The 15,479-nt window shown below is 58.7% G+C and carries 18 protein-coding genes; 9 read left to right on the top strand and 9 right to left on the bottom strand.

Translation table 11 applies throughout. The features are described 5' to 3' along the window. The first annotated feature begins 95 nt into the window (after positions 1-95). From cysG to ROLI_RS09735, 6 genes are all read left to right on the top strand, one after another. A complete protein-coding gene (cysG, locus tag ROLI_RS09760) occupies positions 96-1,514 on the top strand; it encodes a siroheme synthase CysG (protein WP_187430418.1) in 1,419 nt (472 codons plus the stop codon). Further along, a complete protein-coding gene (locus ROLI_RS09755; protein ID WP_187430417.1) occupies positions 1,514-1,819 on the top strand; it encodes a DUF2849 domain-containing protein in 306 nt (101 codons plus the stop codon). The genes cysG and ROLI_RS09755 overlap by 1 nt, the downstream gene beginning before the upstream one ends. Continuing rightward, positions 1,812-3,476, top strand: a complete 1,665-nt coding sequence (locus ROLI_RS09750) for a nitrite/sulfite reductase (protein WP_187430416.1) — start codon at positions 1,812-1,814, stop codon at positions 3,474-3,476. Before ROLI_RS09755 ends, ROLI_RS09750 begins: the two co-directional genes overlap by 8 nt. Continuing rightward, positions 3,466-4,206, top strand: a complete 741-nt coding sequence (locus tag ROLI_RS09745; RefSeq protein ID WP_187430415.1) for a phosphoadenylyl-sulfate reductase — start codon at positions 3,466-3,468, stop codon at positions 4,204-4,206. Before ROLI_RS09750 ends, ROLI_RS09745 begins: the two co-directional genes overlap by 11 nt. 19 nt (positions 4,207-4,225) lie before the next feature. Continuing rightward, positions 4,226-4,627 (top strand): DUF934 domain-containing protein, encoded by a 402-nt coding sequence (locus tag ROLI_RS09740; protein WP_187430414.1) that lies wholly within the window; start codon positions 4,226-4,228, stop codon positions 4,625-4,627. Positions 4,628-4,698: 71 nt separating this feature from the next. Beyond that, entirely contained in the window at positions 4,699-5,547 is an 849-nt protein-coding gene (locus ROLI_RS09735; RefSeq protein ID WP_187430413.1) for a ferredoxin--NADP reductase, read from the top strand. A 61-nt stretch (positions 5,548-5,608) separates the two neighbouring features. On the opposite strand, the gene ROLI_RS09730 is transcribed toward ROLI_RS09735, so the two are convergent. Continuing rightward, positions 5,609-6,343 carry a translation initiation factor 3 gene (locus tag ROLI_RS09730; RefSeq protein ID WP_187430412.1) on the bottom strand — a complete coding sequence of 245 codons (735 nt, stop codon included), beginning with the start codon at positions 6,341-6,343 and terminating at the stop codon, positions 5,609-5,611. A gap of 203 nt (positions 6,344-6,546) precedes the next feature. Here ROLI_RS09730 and infC point away from each other — a divergent pair, with 203 nt between their 5' ends. Continuing rightward, positions 6,547-7,092, top strand: a complete 546-nt coding sequence (gene infC / locus ROLI_RS09725; RefSeq protein WP_187430435.1) for a translation initiation factor IF-3 — start codon at positions 6,547-6,549, stop codon at positions 7,090-7,092. 174 nt (positions 7,093-7,266) lie between these two features. On the opposite strand, the gene ROLI_RS09720 is transcribed toward infC, so the two are convergent. The 5 genes from ROLI_RS09720 to ROLI_RS09700 form a co-directional block, all read right to left on the bottom strand. After that, positions 7,267-8,058, bottom strand: coding sequence for a xanthine dehydrogenase family protein subunit M (locus ROLI_RS09720; protein WP_187430411.1), 792 nt, complete (start codon positions 8,056-8,058; stop codon positions 7,267-7,269). A 99-nt stretch (positions 8,059-8,157) separates the two neighbouring features. Next, on the bottom strand, positions 8,158-10,518 hold the full coding sequence (locus ROLI_RS09715) for a xanthine dehydrogenase family protein molybdopterin-binding subunit (RefSeq protein WP_187430410.1): 2,361 nt from the start codon (positions 10,516-10,518) through the stop codon (positions 8,158-8,160). 96 nt (positions 10,519-10,614) lie between these two features. After that, complete coding sequence (locus ROLI_RS09710) at positions 10,615-11,100, bottom strand: (2Fe-2S)-binding protein (RefSeq protein WP_187430409.1); 486 nt, start codon at positions 11,098-11,100, stop codon at positions 10,615-10,617. 132 nt (positions 11,101-11,232) lie between these two features. Next, positions 11,233-12,228 carry a molybdopterin-binding protein gene (locus tag ROLI_RS09705; RefSeq protein WP_187430408.1) on the bottom strand — a complete coding sequence of 332 codons (996 nt, stop codon included), beginning with the start codon at positions 12,226-12,228 and terminating at the stop codon, positions 11,233-11,235. Next, complete coding sequence (locus tag ROLI_RS09700) at positions 12,225-13,193, bottom strand: XdhC family protein (protein WP_187430407.1); 969 nt, start codon at positions 13,191-13,193, stop codon at positions 12,225-12,227. The genes ROLI_RS09705 and ROLI_RS09700 overlap by 4 nt, the downstream gene beginning before the upstream one ends. A gap of 165 nt (positions 13,194-13,358) precedes the next feature. Between ROLI_RS09700 and ROLI_RS09695 the strand changes: the two genes are divergently transcribed. Both ROLI_RS09695 and grxD read left to right on the top strand, forming a co-directional pair. Continuing rightward, entirely contained in the window at positions 13,359-13,595 is a 237-nt protein-coding gene (locus ROLI_RS09695) for a BolA/IbaG family iron-sulfur metabolism protein (protein ID WP_187430406.1), read from the top strand. A 165-nt stretch (positions 13,596-13,760) separates the two neighbouring features. Then, entirely contained in the window at positions 13,761-14,123 is a 363-nt protein-coding gene (gene grxD / locus ROLI_RS09690) for a Grx4 family monothiol glutaredoxin (RefSeq protein WP_187430405.1), read from the top strand. A gap of 45 nt (positions 14,124-14,168) precedes the next feature. On the opposite strand, the gene ROLI_RS09685 is transcribed toward grxD, so the two are convergent. The 3 genes from ROLI_RS09685 to ROLI_RS09675 are packed head-to-tail and all read right to left on the bottom strand — an operon-like array spanning position 14,169 to position 15,399. Then, positions 14,169-14,522: an MliC family protein gene (locus ROLI_RS09685; protein ID WP_187430404.1), complete on the bottom strand. Its 354-nt coding sequence runs from the start codon at positions 14,520-14,522 to the stop codon at positions 14,169-14,171. A 5-nt stretch (positions 14,523-14,527) separates the two neighbouring features. Further along, positions 14,528-14,920 (bottom strand): cell division protein ZapA, encoded by a 393-nt coding sequence (locus tag ROLI_RS09680; RefSeq protein WP_187430403.1) that lies wholly within the window; start codon positions 14,918-14,920, stop codon positions 14,528-14,530. Beyond that, on the bottom strand, positions 14,920-15,399 hold the full coding sequence (locus ROLI_RS09675; protein ID WP_187430402.1) for a hypothetical protein: 480 nt from the start codon (positions 15,397-15,399) through the stop codon (positions 14,920-14,922). The genes ROLI_RS09680 and ROLI_RS09675 overlap by 1 nt, the downstream gene beginning before the upstream one ends. Between the last annotated feature and the right edge of the window lie 80 nt (positions 15,400-15,479).

Below are 15,479 nucleotides of genomic sequence, written 5' to 3'. Positions count from 1 at the left end.
AAACAGAACACATGTCCTTATCAACCCGCGCATCTAGTAAATAACCGGGAATATTTCCTATATTAGGGATAAGAAAATCTGAAAGGCCGGTATCAATGGATCACTTCCCAATCTTCCTGCGCGTGCATGGTCGCCGTATCATCGTATCGGGTGGCGGCGAGGCGGCATTGGCAAAGCTGCGCCTCTTGATGAAAACTGCGGGACATATCACGGTCTTCAGCCCCGCGCCCGCTGATGACATCACCGCCTGGGCCGACGCGGGAAAGCTCACCCTGATCCGCCGTGCCATGGCACCGGGCGATACCCTGTGCGCGGCCCTTTTTTACGCAGCGGATGAAGATGCTGCCGAGGATGCACGCACGTCACGCATCGCGCGCGCCGATGGGGCCTTGGTGAACATCGTCGATAATCTCCAAGACAGCCAGTTCATCACGCCCGCCATCGTGGACCGTGACCCCGTGACCATCGCCATCGGCACCGAAGGCGCCGCCCCCGTTCTGGCCCGCGCAATCAAAGCCGACCTCGAAACCCGCCTGCCCGCAACACTCGGTCCTTTGGCGCGCATCGGTAAAACCTTCCGCAAGGCCGCGGACGCCCTGCCCTTTGGACGTGCGCGCCGCGATTTCTGGCGGGATTATTATTTCAACGCGGGCCCTGCCGCGATCACAGGCGGCGAAAACGCTGTGAAAGACCGGCTTGATACGTTGCTGGTCGATCATCTGGACCGCAAGGCGCGTACAGGTCATGTGCATTTTGTCGGTGGCGGCCCCGGTGATCCGGATCTGTTGACCATGAAGGCGCGCCGCGTGCTCGATGAGGCCGATGTTGTCATCTATGACCGTCTGATCAGCCAGCCCATTCTGGAACTGGCGCGCCGTGAAGCGGTAATGATCGATGCCGGCAAAGAAGGGTTCGGCCCCTCGATGAAGCAGGAAGATATTAACGCGCTTATCGTGCAGCACGCGCAAACAGGCGCGCAGGTCGTGCGGCTGAAATCCGGCGATGCGACCGTTTTCGGACGTCTGGACGAAGAGATTGACGCGGTGGATGCCCATGCGATCGCCTGGTCCATCGTGCCGGGTATTACATCGGCCTCTGCCGCCGTGGCGGAAATTGGCCAAAGCCTGACCAAACGCGGGCGTAACGCCTCCGTGCGGTTCCTGACAGGCCATGACATGAAGGGTTTTGCAGATCACGACTGGGCCACGCTGGCGCAACCCGGTCAGGTCGCCGCGATCTATATGGGCAAGAAATCCGCGCGTTTCATTCAGGGCCGCCTGATCATGCACGGCGCGGATCGCCACACCCCCGTCACCGTAATCGAAAACGCCTCGCGCCCCGATCAACGTATTTTGGAAACCACGCTGGATGCCCTGCCCGCCGCCTTGAGCGCGGCTGAAATGTCTGGTCCGGCGTTGACATTCTATGGCCTCGCTCCGCGCGAAGCCGCCGCAGCACGCCTGCGCAAGACCGATCCCTACTCCCTTCCCATCCAAGCAAAGGAGGCGCTGTAATGCCCCGCGCATATATCCCCAAAGTCGTGACCGCCAACGCCCTGCTGGAGGGCGATGTGATCTATCAAACCGCGACCGGCTGGAGCCGCAATCTGGCCGAGGCCGAAGTCCTGACCGATGAGGCAGATGCCGACCTGCGCCTGATTGATGCTTCCCAACAACACGACCGGGTCGTGGGCGTTTATCTGGCCGATGTGGACATCAGCGGCCCTACCCCCAAGCCGACGCATTTTCGCGAAGATTTCCGCGCCCGCGGCCCGTCCAATTACGTCCATGGCAAACAAGAGGCACCTAAGCATGTATAATTATACCGACTTTGACACCGCCTTCATCAAGGAACGCAATGCCCAGTTCCGCGCCCAGGTCGAACGCCGTATTGATGGCTCGCTTACCGAGGATGAATTCAAGCCGCTGCGCCTGATGAACGGTCTTTATCTGCAATTGCACGCTTATATGCTACGCGTGGCGATCCCGTATGGGACGCTCAACAGCCGCCAGATGCATGTGCTGGCGGATATCGCGGACAAATGGGACAAGGGGTATGGCCATTTCACCACGCGCCAGAACATCCAATACAACTGGCCCGAATTGCGCGATGTGCCCGATATGCTCGACGCTCTGGGTGCGGTGCAGATGCATGCGATCCAGACCTCCGGCAACACCATCCGCAACGTCACGGCGGATCATTTCGCCGGTGCTGCTGCCGATGAAATCGCCGATCCGCGCCCGGTTGCCGAATTGATCCGCCAATGGTCCACGGATCATCCGGAATTTCAGTTCCTGCCGCGCAAATTCAAGGTCGCGGTGACCGGATCGCCCAACGACCGTGCTGTGATCAAGGCGCATGATATCGGGTTGCGTATGGTGGAGCGCGACGGTTTGGCGGGTTTTGAGGTTATCGTTGGCGGGGGCCTTGGCCGTACGCCGATGATCGGCAAGGTGTTGCGGGATTTCCTGCCGCGCGAAGATCTGCTGCCTTATCTCGAAGCCATTGTCAGCGTTTATAACCTATTGGGACGGCGCGATAATAAATATAAGGCGCGCATCAAGATCACCGTCCATGAGAACGGTCTGGAGGATTTCGGCGCGCGTGTAGAGGAGCGTTTCGCCCTGATCCGTCCGCAGTTCACCGGCGTGGATCAACAAATGTTAGCCGCGATTGAATCCGATTTTGCCGCGCCCGAATTCCGCAGCGCTCCTGACACGGAATATCAGGACGCACGCCGCCACTATCCGGCGTTCCGCAGTTGGGCCGACACCAACCTGTCCGAGCACCGCGCACCCGGCTATGCCATCGTCACGATCAGCCTTAAGGCTCATGGCGCGACACCAGGTGACGCCACATCCGCGCAGATGCGTTTGATGGCGGACCTCGCCAAACGCTACGGCCATGATGAATTGCGCATCAGCCACGAGCAGAACGTGATCCTGCCCCATGTGCATAAAAACGATCTGCCTTCGGTCTATTCTGCCCTGCGCGCGGCGGGTCTGGGGACGGCGAATATTGGTCTGATTTCGGATATCATCGCCTGTCCGGGGATGGATTATTGCGCGCTGGCCACGGCCCGTTCGATCCCGATTGCGCAGGAAATCGCGACCCGGTTTGATGAGTTGAAGATCGAACATGACGTCGGCCCGCTGAAGATCAAGATTTCGGGCTGTATCAATGCTTGTGGACACCACCATGTGGGTCACATCGGCATCTTGGGCCTGGACCGCGCAGGTGTGGAAAATTACCAGATCACGCTGGGCGGGGATCACACGCAGGATGCCACCATTGGCGAGCGTGCTGGCCCCGGTTTTTCGGCCGAGGAGATCATCCCGGCGGTCGAGCGTCTGGTCATGGCTTATCTCGACCTGCGCTCCGAACTAGGCGAGACGTTCCTTGACACCTACCGTCGCCTCGGCTTGGCCCCGTTCAAAGCCGCGCTTTACCCAGAGGCGCGGGCCAATGCCGCTTGATCACGCGCCAACGACACTTCTAAGCGCAAAAGTGGCGCGGCTAAACGATCAGCTGCGCCATCACAGCGCGACGGATGTGTTGCGTGTGGCCTTTGACGAGGTTCCCGATCTGGCGTTGGTCTCCAGTTTCGGGGCGGAATCGGTGGTGTTGCTGCATCTGACGGCGATGGTGAACCGCGATGTGCCCGTGTTGTTCATCAACACTGAAATGCTGTTCACGCAGACGCTTGTCTATCAACAGGAGGTGGCCGAACGTCTTGGCCTGCGCAATTTGCGTATTCTGCGCAATCGCGCCAACACAACCCGCGATCCGCACGCGACCCTGCACCAGAGCGACCCGGATGCCTGTTGCGCGCTGCGCAAGACACAGCCGTTACAAACCGCGCTGGAATCGCACGGCGGTTGGATCACTGGACGCAAACGGTTCCAATCGGGCAAGCGCGCTGACATGGAATTCTTTGAGGTTGAGCCGGGCACGGAGCGCATAAAGGTCAATCCGCTAGCCCATTGGCAACCCGGTGACGTCGTCGATTACATCGCCGAGAACCGCCTGCCGCGTCACCCGATGGTGGCGCAAGGGTATCCTTCCATCGGATGTGCGCCCTGCACCTCCCCCGTTACGGCTGGCGAAGACCCCCGCGCAGGCCGTTGGCGCAACACAGAAAAAGACGAATGTGGCATCCACTTCGTCGATGGCAAAATGATCCGCACGGGATCAATGGCAAAATGATCCGCACAGGAGTCCCCACATGAGCATTCTCGTTACAGATACCGGTTTCACACAAGACGATTGGTGTGAGCCTTTCATCACATTGGACGCGGCAAATGACGCCACAGCGTTGGATATTCCCTCAAATGCGGAGCCCGCAGATATACCGCTGTGCGACGGGCTGCACATGATCCGGGTGGATTTCCCCTCCTCTGCTGACGGGCGCGGCTTTACCATCGCAAGACAACTTCGGTTGCGCGGCTTTACCGGGCGGTTGCGCGCGCGCGGGCATGTTCTGGCGGATCAATACGCCATGGCGCGCCGGGCCGGATTTGACGAGGTTGAAATCTCCGATGAACTGGCCGCACGCCAGCCCGAAGATCAATGGCAGTTCCGCGCCAATTGGAAGGACCATAATTACCAATCCCGCCTGCGTGGCTGATTGACGCCTTCCCCTCATCCAATTTTCTTTCTAAAAGGGAGACGCAGGTGTAAGCCTGCGTTGACACATTCATGACCGAGCAAACACCTGTGACCCAAGCCGCCGCCGTAAAAGTCCCCACCCTGCCCGATGCGCAGACCGTAACCAGCGTTCAGCACTGGACGGATCGCCTGTTCTCGTTCCGCGTGACGCGCCCTGCGTCCTTGCGGTTTCGGTCCGGCGAATTCGTGATGATCGGGCTGATGGGGGACCCGCATCCCGAAACCGGCAAGCAAAAGCCGTTGCTGCGCGCCTATTCCATCGCATCGCCCTCCTGGGACGAGGAACTGGAATTCTATTCAATCAAGGTGCAGGACGGGCCGCTGACCTCCAAGCTGCAACATATCAAGCCGGGCGATGAGATCATCCTGCGTCCCAAACCCGTTGGCACATTGGTGCATGATGCCCTGTTGCCGGGCAAACGGCTGTGGTTTTTTGCCACCGGCACCGGGTTCGCCCCCTTTGCGTCCTTGCTGCGTGATCCGCAGACCTTTGAGGATTACGAACAGGTGATTATCGCCCATACCTGCCGCGATGTGGCGGAATTGGAATATGGTCGCCAATTGATCGAGACCCTGCGCAGCGATGAGATGATGCTGGAGCTTTTGGGCGAAGAAAACCTCAAAAAGCTCACCTATTACCCGACGACCACGCGCGAGACGTCCCCCAAGATGGGACGGATCACGACGTTGTTGAAAGACGGCACTATGTTTGCGGACCTGGAGATCGATGGCATTTCGCCTGACACCGATCGCGCGATGGTATGCGGTTCCATGGGGCTTAACACGGACCTCAAGGAAATTCTCGAAGGGTTTGACCTGGAAGAGGGCGCCAATTCCGATCCTAAACATTACGTCGTGGAAAAGGCCTTCGTCGGTTAAATCGGCAAAACGAGCCGTAAAAAGGGTCCGATCTCTGGATCGGGCCCTTTTTTATCTTGGCTTACTGACCGCCCAAGGCGTTGCGCAATTGGGTCAAAGCGGCTTCAAGAAGTGCCGGGTTATCCTGCGCCGATTTAACCGCGTTGCTCAACACCAGCTTTTGCGTTGTCGCCAGATCTGAATTTTCAATCATCTCATTGACCTTCGCCAAATCGAATCCTGCCACAGTCAGGGCTTCTGCCTCTTTTACGTCATCCACAGCGGCCAGACTTTCGCGCGTTGGAGCGCTCTGCTCGGCAACTGCGGGCGTGTCCGTCGCGGCATCGGGCGTCGCATCGCTCAGGAGGTTTTCGCCAGCTTCACTGGCATCCTGCACCATTTCAGTAAGGGCTTCACCGGCGGTTGTAGCGGCCTCTTCGGTTGCAGCCGTTGCCTCTTGGGCGAGGTCGGCGGCCTGCTCAGCCGCTTCATCAGCCGCTTGCGAAACCGCCGCCGTTGCCTCATCTACAACATCAGCCATTGTCTCAACGGCGTCCTCGACCGCATCACCCGCTGCGGTTGCGATGTCTTCTGCGGTGCTTTCGACCGTCCCGCTCGCATCAGAAGCAGCGTTGTCCAGCACGACCTCGGCTTGCGCCGCTGTATCATCAACCTCTGGAACCGCCTGTGCTGTATCAGTGTCCGGTTCGGTGGTAATGACCTCGCGAACGGCTTCATCCACACGCTGACCGGAAATCAGATAATAACCACCCCCCAGGATGACCGCAGCGACCAAAACCCAAATCAGATTTTTCATAGTATTTTCCCTCATTAATTCTCCGCAGAACGTTATGCGGACAGCTCTGCGCATTGTATTGCCCGCGCAGCGACCAAAGACCAACCCTCAAATGACGAAACTGTTCCCTTCGGCTCCTTCCAGCCCAAATTGCGACTTGAAGTGGCGCTTTTGCCCGGTTACTTTAGCGTCTAGAATTTATTAACAACTCAAGGACGACAATCATCGCTCGCAGACCCCATAACGCGCCGCCTCAACGTGACACAGGCCCGCGCGTCAACGAAAAAATTCGCAACTCAGAAATCCGCCTGATTGGTGCTGATGGTGAAAATGTCGGTGTCGTGACGCCCGACCGCGCCATGGAGATGGCAAATGACGCCGGTTTGGACCTTGTAGAGATTTCGCCGAACGCCAACCCGCCCGTGTGCAAAATCATGGATTTCGGCAAGTTCAAATACGAGACGCAAAAACGCGAAGCCGAAGCCCGCAAGAAACAGAAAATCATTGAGATCAAAGAGGTCAAGTTCCGACCCAACACCGATACCAACGATTATGATGTGAAAATGCGCAATGTTTTCAAGTTCATCGAAAACGGCGATAAGGTGAAAATTACGCTGCGCTTCCGGGGGCGCGAGATGGCGCACCAGAACCTGGGCCGTGAACTGCTCGAACGGGTTGCTGAGGATACCAAAGACGTGGGCCGCATCGAGAACTTTCCCAAAATGGAAGGCCGCCAGATGGTCATGCTGATCGGGCCGTTGCCGAAATAACCCCACTCTGTTGGTTTGATTTGAACACCCTGGCCTTTTGGTCGGGGTGTTTTTCGTTGGCGTGGCTGAAACACTGATCACTCCAACCATTTCAGTGCCGGGTGATCGGCAAGCGTCTACGCCATGCGGGCAACGACCGGGCCAAGCCCCCGGTCGTTGATTAAAATCCTTCGATCAGGCCGCTGCGGCGACCGCCCGTTTGGTCATGACACCCACCAGATGCGCGCGATAAGCGCCTGTGCCATGGAGATCATTGATCATGTCATCACCACTGACGGTCATTCCATCAAGCGCATCCGCAGAAAAATTGGACGACAGAGCTGCTTCAGCCTCGCTCCAGCGGAACACACCGTCATTGGATGCGCCAGTCACCGCCACACGTACGCCATCCGCGAATTTCGCCACAAAAACGCCTACAAGCGCAAAGCGTGACGCCGGTTGCAGGAATTTTTGATAGTTTGAGGCCTGCGGGATCGGAAAGCGCACTTCGGTGATGATTTCGCCTTCTTCCAAAGCGGTCGTGAACATGCCCTGAAAATAGTCATCCGCCGCGATGGAACGGGTGTTTGTCACGATGGTCGCGCCCGACCCAAGTGCCGCAGCAGGATAGCATGCGGAGGGGTCGTTATTGGCAAGGCTGCCACCAATGGTGCCGCGGTTACGTACCGCGGGGTCACCGATATGGCTGGCGAGGTCGGCCAGACCCGGATATTTTGAGGCTGCATCGGTGGCCACCGTCGCGTGGGTGGTCGATCCACCGATACAAAGCTGACCATCATCCCCCGTGCACACCCCCTTCATCTCGGCGATACCAGAGAGGCTCACCAGAACCGAAGGGCTTGCAAGGCGTTGTTTTAACGTCGGAATCAGCGTTTGACCGCCGCCCAGGGCCTGCGCATCTTCACGGCTGAGTGCGGAGACCGCATCCCCCACCGAACTGGGCATTTCCACATCAAAGTTGTACATCGTTCGTCCTTTCTGTTGGCCCCGCATCGGCGCATGGCCGTGCCGGTCCATAAATACCGTGGCGGGGTTCGGGCGGCACCCTTCCCCCGCCAGTTCAGGTCATTGCATCGCCGCCCAGACGCGCGAGGGCGTCAGCGGCATGTCGATATGCGTCACGTCCTTGCCACCGCGTTGCAGCGCATCCACCACCGCATTGACGACCGAGGGCGGTGAACCGATGGCCCCGGCCTCGCCGCAGCCCTTCACGCCCAGTGGGTTATGGGTACAGGGCGTTTGACACGAATGATCGACCGCATAGAACGGCACATCATCGGCACGCGGCATCGCGTAATCCATATAGGAGGCGCTCAGCAGCTGGCCATTTTCGTCATAGGAACAGTTTTCGAGCAACGCCTGCCCGATCCCCTGCGCCAGCCCGCCATGCACCTGTCCGGTCACGATCATCGGGTTCACCACATTGCCGAAATCATCAACGGCGGTGAAGCGTTCGATGGTGACCTTGCCGGTGTCGGGGTCCACTTCGACCTCGCAGGCATAGGCCCCTGAGGGGTAGGTAAAGTTGCTCGGATCGTAAAACGCCGTTTCCTCCAGCCCCGGTTCGAGGTCTTCGAGCGGGTAGTTATGCGGCACATAGGCGGCCAGTGTCACATCGCCCCAGGCCACGGATTTATCCGTCCCCGCGACGCTGAAGGCGCCGTCCTTGAGTTCGATGTCATCCTCGGAGGCCTCCAGCAGGTGGCTGGCGATTTTCTTGGCCTTGGCGATGATCTTTTCGGTGGCCCGCACCATGGCCGAGCCGCCCACCGCCAGTGAGCGCGAGCCATAGGTGCCCATGCCCATCGGCGCATTGGCGGTGTCACCATGCACGATTTCGATCATGTCCTCGGGGATACCGATCATTTCCGAGATCACCTGTGGGAAAGCGGTTTCATGCCCCTGCCCGTGGCTGTGGCTGCCCGTCATCACGACCAGACCACCCGTTGCGTTGACCCGCACAGTGGCGGATTCGTAAAGTCCCGCACGTGCTCCAAGTTGCCCCACAAGGTTGGAGGGCGCGATGCCACAAGCCTCAATGTAGCAGTTGATGCCAAGACCACGCCACTTCCCCTTGGCCTCGGACTCCTTGAGACGCGCCTCAAAGCCGGACAAATCACCAAGCTCTTCGAGCTTATCCATGGTCGCCACGTAATCGCCCGTATCATATTCCACGGCCACCGGGGTGGCATAGGGGAATTGCGTGATGAAGTTCTGCCGGCGCAGCGCAATCGGATCGACGCCCAATTCGCGTGCCGCCTTATCGACCACCCGTTCCAGTTGGAAAGTGGCTTCGGGGCGACCCGCGCCGCGATAGGCATCCACCGGCACCGTGTTGGTAAATACCGCCTTGACGTTCACATAGATCAGCGGCGTTTTGTAGTTCCCCGCCATGAGCGTGCCATGCAGCCAGGTGGGGACAGAGGGCGCAAAGGTGCTGAGATAGGCACCCATATTCGCATAGGTATCCGTGCGTAGGGCCGTGAAATTATTCTCCGCATCCAGCGCCAATTCGATTTTGGTCACATGGTCACGGCCATGCGCGTCCGACATGAAGGCCTCGGACCGGCTGGAGGTCCATTTGACGGGCCGGTTGCAGGCTTTGGCTGCGAAAGTCACGAAGGCCTCTTCCTGATAGTGGAAGATCTTGGTGCCAAAACCGCCGCCGACATCCGGCGCGACGACGCGCAGCTTGTGTTCAGGAATGCCCAGAACAAACGCGCCCATCAAAAGCCGGATCACATGCGGATTTTGTGACGTCGTATATAGGGTGTGATCCCCGGTGCCACGGGCGAAATCCCCCACGGCAACGCGCGGTTCCATCGGATTGGCAACCAGGCGGTTGTTGACCAGTTCCAGCGTGGTGACATGGGCCGCCTTTTCAAAGGCTTCATCCGTGGCGGCTTTGTTTTCCTCAACGAAACCCCAGTCATAACAGAGGTTTGACGTCAGATCGTCATGGACTTTGGTTGCGCCAGCTGCCACGGCCGCCTTCATATCAACGACGGCGGGCAATTCGGAGATATCGACCTCAATGGCCTCAGCCGCATCGCGCGCCTGCTCCAAAGTATCTGCAACAACGGCCGCAATCGGCTCGCCGACATGACGCACCTTGCCATGCGCCAGGACGGGGTGGCGGGGTTCCTGCATCGGTTCACCGTGCTTGTCGGTGACTTGCCAGCCGCAAGGTATCCCTCCGACCGCTTCAAAATCCACACCGGTAAATACTTTGACGACGCCGGGCATCGCCTCGGCAGCGGCGGTATCAATTGACGTGATCGTGCCATGTGCAATATCAGAGCGCAGGAAAAACACATGTGCCTGCCCTCGTAGATTGATGTCATCGGTATAATTTCCCTCGCCGGTCAAAAACCGGATGTCCTCGCGGCGCTTTGAGCTTGCGCCGATGCCTCCATCTTTTGGCATGTTATTCCTCCCTGAAAAGCGGTGGCCTAAAAGCCCACCTTACGGTGCTATCGGCTGTAAGGTGGGCTTTTAGGCCACCCCTGCCGACCCTCTGTTTTATTCGGCAGCGATGCGGCTCACGTCTTGCCCGGCGGCGGCCATGATGGCTTTGACGATATTGTGGTATCCCGTACATCTGCAGATATTACCTTCGAGATACTCTCGAATTTCCGCTTCCGTTGGATCAGGGTTCTCTTTCAAAAGCGCTGCGGCACTCATAACCATGCCCGGCGTGCAAAATCCGCATTGCAACCCGTGGTGATCCTGAAAGGCCTGCTGCAGGACGCTGAGCGATCCATCCGCATTGGACATGGCCTCAATCGTTGTCACCTTGCGACCGGAGGCTTCGGCGGCGAGCATCGTACAAGCTTTTACCGCTTCACCGTCAACATGCACCACACATGCGCCGCATTGGCTGGTGTCACACCCGACATGGGTGCCGGTGAGTTCCAGCGTATCGCGCAAGAAAGACGACAGCAACGTGCGCCCCTCCACGTCACCAGACGCTGCCTTACCGTTCACGGTCATTGAGACCTTTGTCATAGTTTCCTCCCTGAGTACTGTTGTTGAAAGGAGTTAAGCACGCCGTTCGCCTGTTGAGAACCACAAATTTCGTCAATAGGACGATGCTGCACCCTCGTGCCCGTCTAACGGGCAGCTTTCAAAGGTGATCTGTCACTTTCCCGCGCGCGGCTGCGGGCGTGCCGGTATCTCCTTGAGCAATCCGCCAACGCCCATGCCCGCAATGACATCACCGCTCACGTCCAGACCGCAAATGATCCGCGACAGCACCCAATCCGCCCCATTCAATGCCGGAGAGCGCGCACAACCTGGCAAGCCGATGACCGTTCGATCCATAAGTCTACCTATAAACAATAGGTTACCGGGGTCAACCGGCATGCCGAACCTGTCCACTTGCCCTCCCGCGCGGCGCAAGGCGGCAGGTGCCACATCGTCGATATCCGAGGTTGCGGAGCCATTGAGGATCAACATCAGCTCATCCGTACTCTCACCGAGTGCCTTTGCAAGCGCGCCTTCGTCATGGGCAATCACCACCGGTTCACTGAGCGTCATGCCGAATGCGGCCACCCGGGCCGCAATGGCGCTGCGGCCTTTTGAACCAGCCCCTCCTGCAATTTCAGTGATGATCAACCCGACCGATCCGATCGCCGGCCTGGCAAGACGCATGGATCGATCCGCCAAAGCGCAGGCCTCAAGCAAGGCGACCCGTGGCACGCCGTAAGAAATGATCTTGATCGTGGCCATCATGCCGCCTGCCGACATCTGCTGAAACGGCGGTACGGTTGCCAGCGTGATCATCGGATGCACGCGGTTGATGGCTTCGAGCGCCGCGACATTCAGCACCGCAACCCCCGGCCCCTCGGCCAAAAGATTAACGCGGCCGGTAAAGGGCTCTGTCACACGTATCCCCTGGCCGCCCGGATCGGGTACGATAGCAGCGGCCAAGGCCTGAGCGGCGTCGTTTTCGATCACATCACCCGCCTCGAGGCGCGCTACCGTGACGTGATGAATGCCGGCACTTTCAAGTGCCGCGATGTCTTCGGGCGACAAGATACGCCCCTTGCGCAGGCGCTTGCGCCCGCCCAGGGAAACCGAATGGGCCAGAATGGCACCTTTCGCCTGTGCCAGGTCGATGGTGCCGAACTTCAAGACCCGCGCCTCAAGACACGGGTCATTTCGCCGAGGATGGACAGGGCGATTTCCGGCGGCGCGGCGGCACCGATGTCCAGACCAACCGGCCCATGGATGCGCCCGATCTGATGCGGCTCAAAACCGGCCTCCGCCAACCGGTGCTGGCGCGCGGCCTGTGTTCGTTTTGATCCCAACGCCCCGATATAAAAGGCGCGCGAGGCCAGCGCGATATGCAGGGCGGGATCGTCCAGTTTCGGATCATGTGTGAGCAAAACAACAGCCGTGCGGCTATCCACGCCGATGGCTTCCAGCGCCTCATCCGGCCAATCGGGCAGTATACTTTCGCCGGGAAAGCGCGCCTCAGACCCAAAAGCGGCACGCGGATCCACGATAAAGGGATCATACCCGGCAATCCGCGCCATCGGCACCAATGCCTGCGCGATATGCACCGCTCCCACGACAATCAACCGCAAGGGCGGGTTGTGAATGGCAACGAAAATCCTGCCCTCACCCTCAAACCCGGATCGGTCTGTCGCAAAACGATCCGCATAGGCGTCATCTATCAGTGCCCGCGCACCGGTATCCAAATTGACCTGATAGGCAATTGGTGTGCGATCCGCCCGCGCCGCAACCAGCGTGCGCAACAGATCAACCGGCAAAACGGCACCAACCGGCTCGACCAGAATGCGGATCGTTCCACCACAGGCCAACCCAACGGCAAAAGCGTCCCCATCGCTGATGCCGTATTCAAGCAGCCTTTGCGTGCCGGTTTCCAGCGCCTCCGTGGCCTCCAGAACGACCGCGCCTTCGACACATCCGCCCGAGACCGAGCCTTGCATCTCACCATCCCCGGCAATCACCAGCTGCGCGCCAACGCGGCGCGGTGCCGAGCCCCAGGTTTCAACCACCGTGGCCAGAACCGCCCCCCGACCCGCGTCATGCCAGGCCAAGGCCTGCTCCGGCGCGTTTTCAAAAACATCCATCGCGACTCTCCCTTCGGTGGATTATTCAACATGTGGCCCGGCTTGTCTGCCCCAATCGCGCGCCCTTGCGGGCATGTGATCTGTGCTCTGGCGCGCAATTTGACACCTTGTTCCCGGCGGCACCGCCTATTACATCTAAGACAAAGATAAAACGGAGCCGACCCGATGCCGATGCAAGCCCATGAAATCGAAGACCTGCTGCGCGCCAGCTTTCCCGATGCGACCATAACGGTTGAAGGAAACGACGGTGTGCATATGGCCGCCATGGTGGTGGACGAAAGCTTTCGCGGCAAGAACCGCGTCCAGCAACAGCGCGCCGTTTATGCGGCCCTCAAAGGCAAGATGGACGGCTCAAACGGTGAATTACACGCTCTGGCACTCACGACGAAAGTCCCGGATTAATCGATGATCCTGCGGGTTGAGCGGCCCTGAAATTTGGTCGCCTTCTTCTGGACATCTGTGACACGCTGGCCATATTTAGACGAAAATGGCCAAAATTTCTGAAACATCGACCGAGATTTCGGCGTATGCACTCAAAACTGCGCCGCATAACATGGAGACCCCTGAATGTCTGATGCACAATCTACGATCAAAGAAACCGTCACCAATAATGACGTGGTCCTTTTCATGAAGGGCACCAAGGAGATGCCGCAATGTGGTTTTTCCAGCCGTGTGGCAGGTGTTCTGAACTACATGGCCGTCGATTTTTCCGACGTGAACGTTCTGTCTGACGAGACCCTGCGCCAGGGCATCAAGGATTATTCGGACTGGCCGACAGTACCACAGCTTTACGTCAAGGGCGAGTTCGTAGGCGGCTGCGACATCATCACCGAAATGACCCTGTCGGGCGAATTGGACACGCTGTTTTCAGAAAATGGCGTGAGCTTTGATAAGGACGCCGCCGATAAAATCCGCGAGGCCAACGGCTAAATCACTATATCGATAAAGAAAGGAAGCATCTCTTGCTTCCTCTCTTTATCCCGGCACCTCATCGTCAGATTTTCGACACTGGCGGTAGACAAAAGTTTCCTGACCGGTTTGCGCGTCAAACCACGACAGGGTGGCGGCCTCCGCCTTGGTCCACCAGACATAACCCGATTGATCTGTCGTGTCAGCATATCGCGCCCCGGATGCAGCGGGCGTGATGGCGAGCTGGATCAACGCGCCTTCTAATATCATCACGACAATGGACCCCGCGTCCTTATCCTGCGCAAAGACCGTTGGAATTTTGACCGACCGCTCGCAGGTATATGTCGCGGAAATCGGCCCGGCATAGGCGGTCATACCCCACAGACACCAGAGCACGAGCGCATACACCGCGCGATGCATCACGATCACGCCTTGGTTTTTTCCTCAACGGACGCCGCCAAAGCCTCTGCGCGCGCGGCCAGTTCCGCAAGCGTATCCGTGACCGATTGCGGCACGACCGGTACCTCTATGCGTTCCGGCTCAACAACCGTGTCGCGCAAATTGGCAAGCTCGGCCTCGCGGGCGGTTAGTTTGGCCTGCAATTCTGCAACCTGATCCTCCACGCTCGCCGTCTTATCGGCCAGCATCAGACCGGCCATCAACAACATCCGCGCTTCGGGCATACGCCCGGCCTGATCGGCCAATACCTGCGCCTCATCATCCAACATCTTGGCGGCGGTATGCAGATAATGCTCTTCGCCAAGCTGACAGGCGACTTCGAATTGACGCGACCCAATTGTGATTGTGACTTCCGGCATCAGGCTGTCTCCTGTGTTTGGGGTGCGCCTGCTTCGAGGAGCGGTGTCAATGCGGCGATGATCTCATCCGCCTGGCTGATCTCGGCACTGCGCGCGGCGCGCAAGGCGTCAAGTTCGGCGATCATGGCTTGATTGATCAACTCAGGTTCGCCGACGCCCTCGGCATTAGCCGCGCGCAACGCCTCGCAAGCCTCACCAAGCTGCGCATTCGCGCGCCGTAACCGCTGCAAATCCTGATCAAACTGATCCATACGCGCCGCCGTCGCCGCGGCACGGGCCTCAAGAGCCTCCAGCGCGGCTGCCTGACGTTCGCCCAATTCGCGCACCTGCTCGTTCAACTCGGCGTTGACGGTTTTTTCATCCTCAAGTGCTGTCTTGAGCGCATCGATATCCTCAGCATCAGCGAAGGCGTCGACACCCGTCGCCACCCGGTCCAGGGCGGACATAATCCGGGTTTGGAGATCTTCGATTTCGCTCATGCCCACCTCTTTTTCATACTGAATACGGCACCGCAGCGCTAAGTGCGGCCCGAATCGCTTTTATATTGCGCCAGATTAAC

It is taken from the genome of Roseobacter fucihabitans (genome assembly GCF_014337925.2).
GTDB lineage: Bacteria > Pseudomonadota > Alphaproteobacteria > Rhodobacterales > Rhodobacteraceae > Roseobacter > Roseobacter fucihabitans.
This window is presented reverse-complemented; position numbering and strand designations above follow the sequence as displayed.

Excerpts from the sequence above, each read along its gene's own strand:
- ROLI_RS09720 (WP_187430411.1), bottom strand. The coding sequence starts at position 8,058 with ATGTACAACTTTGATGTGGAAATGCCCAGTTCGGTGGGGGATGCGGTC.
- ROLI_RS09680 (WP_187430403.1), bottom strand. The coding sequence starts at position 14,920 with ATGCCGGAAGTCACAATCACAATTGGGTCGCGTCAATTCGAAGTCGCC.
- ROLI_RS09755 (WP_187430417.1), top strand. The coding sequence starts at position 1,514 with ATGCCCCGCGCATATATCCCCAAAGTCGTGACCGCCAACGCCCTGCTG.
- ROLI_RS09715 (WP_187430410.1), bottom strand. The coding sequence starts at position 10,518 with ATGCCAAAAGATGGAGGCATCGGCGCAAGCTCAAAGCGCCGCGAGGAC.
- ROLI_RS09675 (WP_187430402.1), bottom strand. The coding sequence starts at position 15,399 with ATGAGCGAAATCGAAGATCTCCAAACCCGGATTATGTCCGCCCTGGAC.
- grxD (WP_187430405.1), top strand. The coding sequence starts at position 13,761 with ATGTCTGATGCACAATCTACGATCAAAGAAACCGTCACCAATAATGAC.
- ROLI_RS09685 (WP_187430404.1), bottom strand. The coding sequence starts at position 14,522 with ATGCATCGCGCGGTGTATGCGCTCGTGCTCTGGTGTCTGTGGGGTATG.
- cysG (WP_187430418.1), top strand. The coding sequence starts at position 96 with ATGGATCACTTCCCAATCTTCCTGCGCGTGCATGGTCGCCGTATCATC.
- ROLI_RS09700 (WP_187430407.1), bottom strand. The coding sequence starts at position 13,193 with ATGGATGTTTTTGAAAACGCGCCGGAGCAGGCCTTGGCCTGGCATGAC.
- ROLI_RS09695 (WP_187430406.1), top strand. The coding sequence starts at position 13,359 with ATGCCGATGCAAGCCCATGAAATCGAAGACCTGCTGCGCGCCAGCTTT.
- ROLI_RS09710 (WP_187430409.1), bottom strand. The coding sequence starts at position 11,100 with ATGACAAAGGTCTCAATGACCGTGAACGGTAAGGCAGCGTCTGGTGAC.
- ROLI_RS09730 (WP_187430412.1), bottom strand. The coding sequence starts at position 6,343 with ATGAAAAATCTGATTTGGGTTTTGGTCGCTGCGGTCATCCTGGGGGGT.
- ROLI_RS09735 (WP_187430413.1), top strand. The coding sequence starts at position 4,699 with ATGACCGAGCAAACACCTGTGACCCAAGCCGCCGCCGTAAAAGTCCCC.
- ROLI_RS09745 (WP_187430415.1), top strand. The coding sequence starts at position 3,466 with ATGCCGCTTGATCACGCGCCAACGACACTTCTAAGCGCAAAAGTGGCG.
- ROLI_RS09750 (WP_187430416.1), top strand. The coding sequence starts at position 1,812 with ATGTATAATTATACCGACTTTGACACCGCCTTCATCAAGGAACGCAAT.
- ROLI_RS09740 (WP_187430414.1), top strand. The coding sequence starts at position 4,226 with ATGAGCATTCTCGTTACAGATACCGGTTTCACACAAGACGATTGGTGT.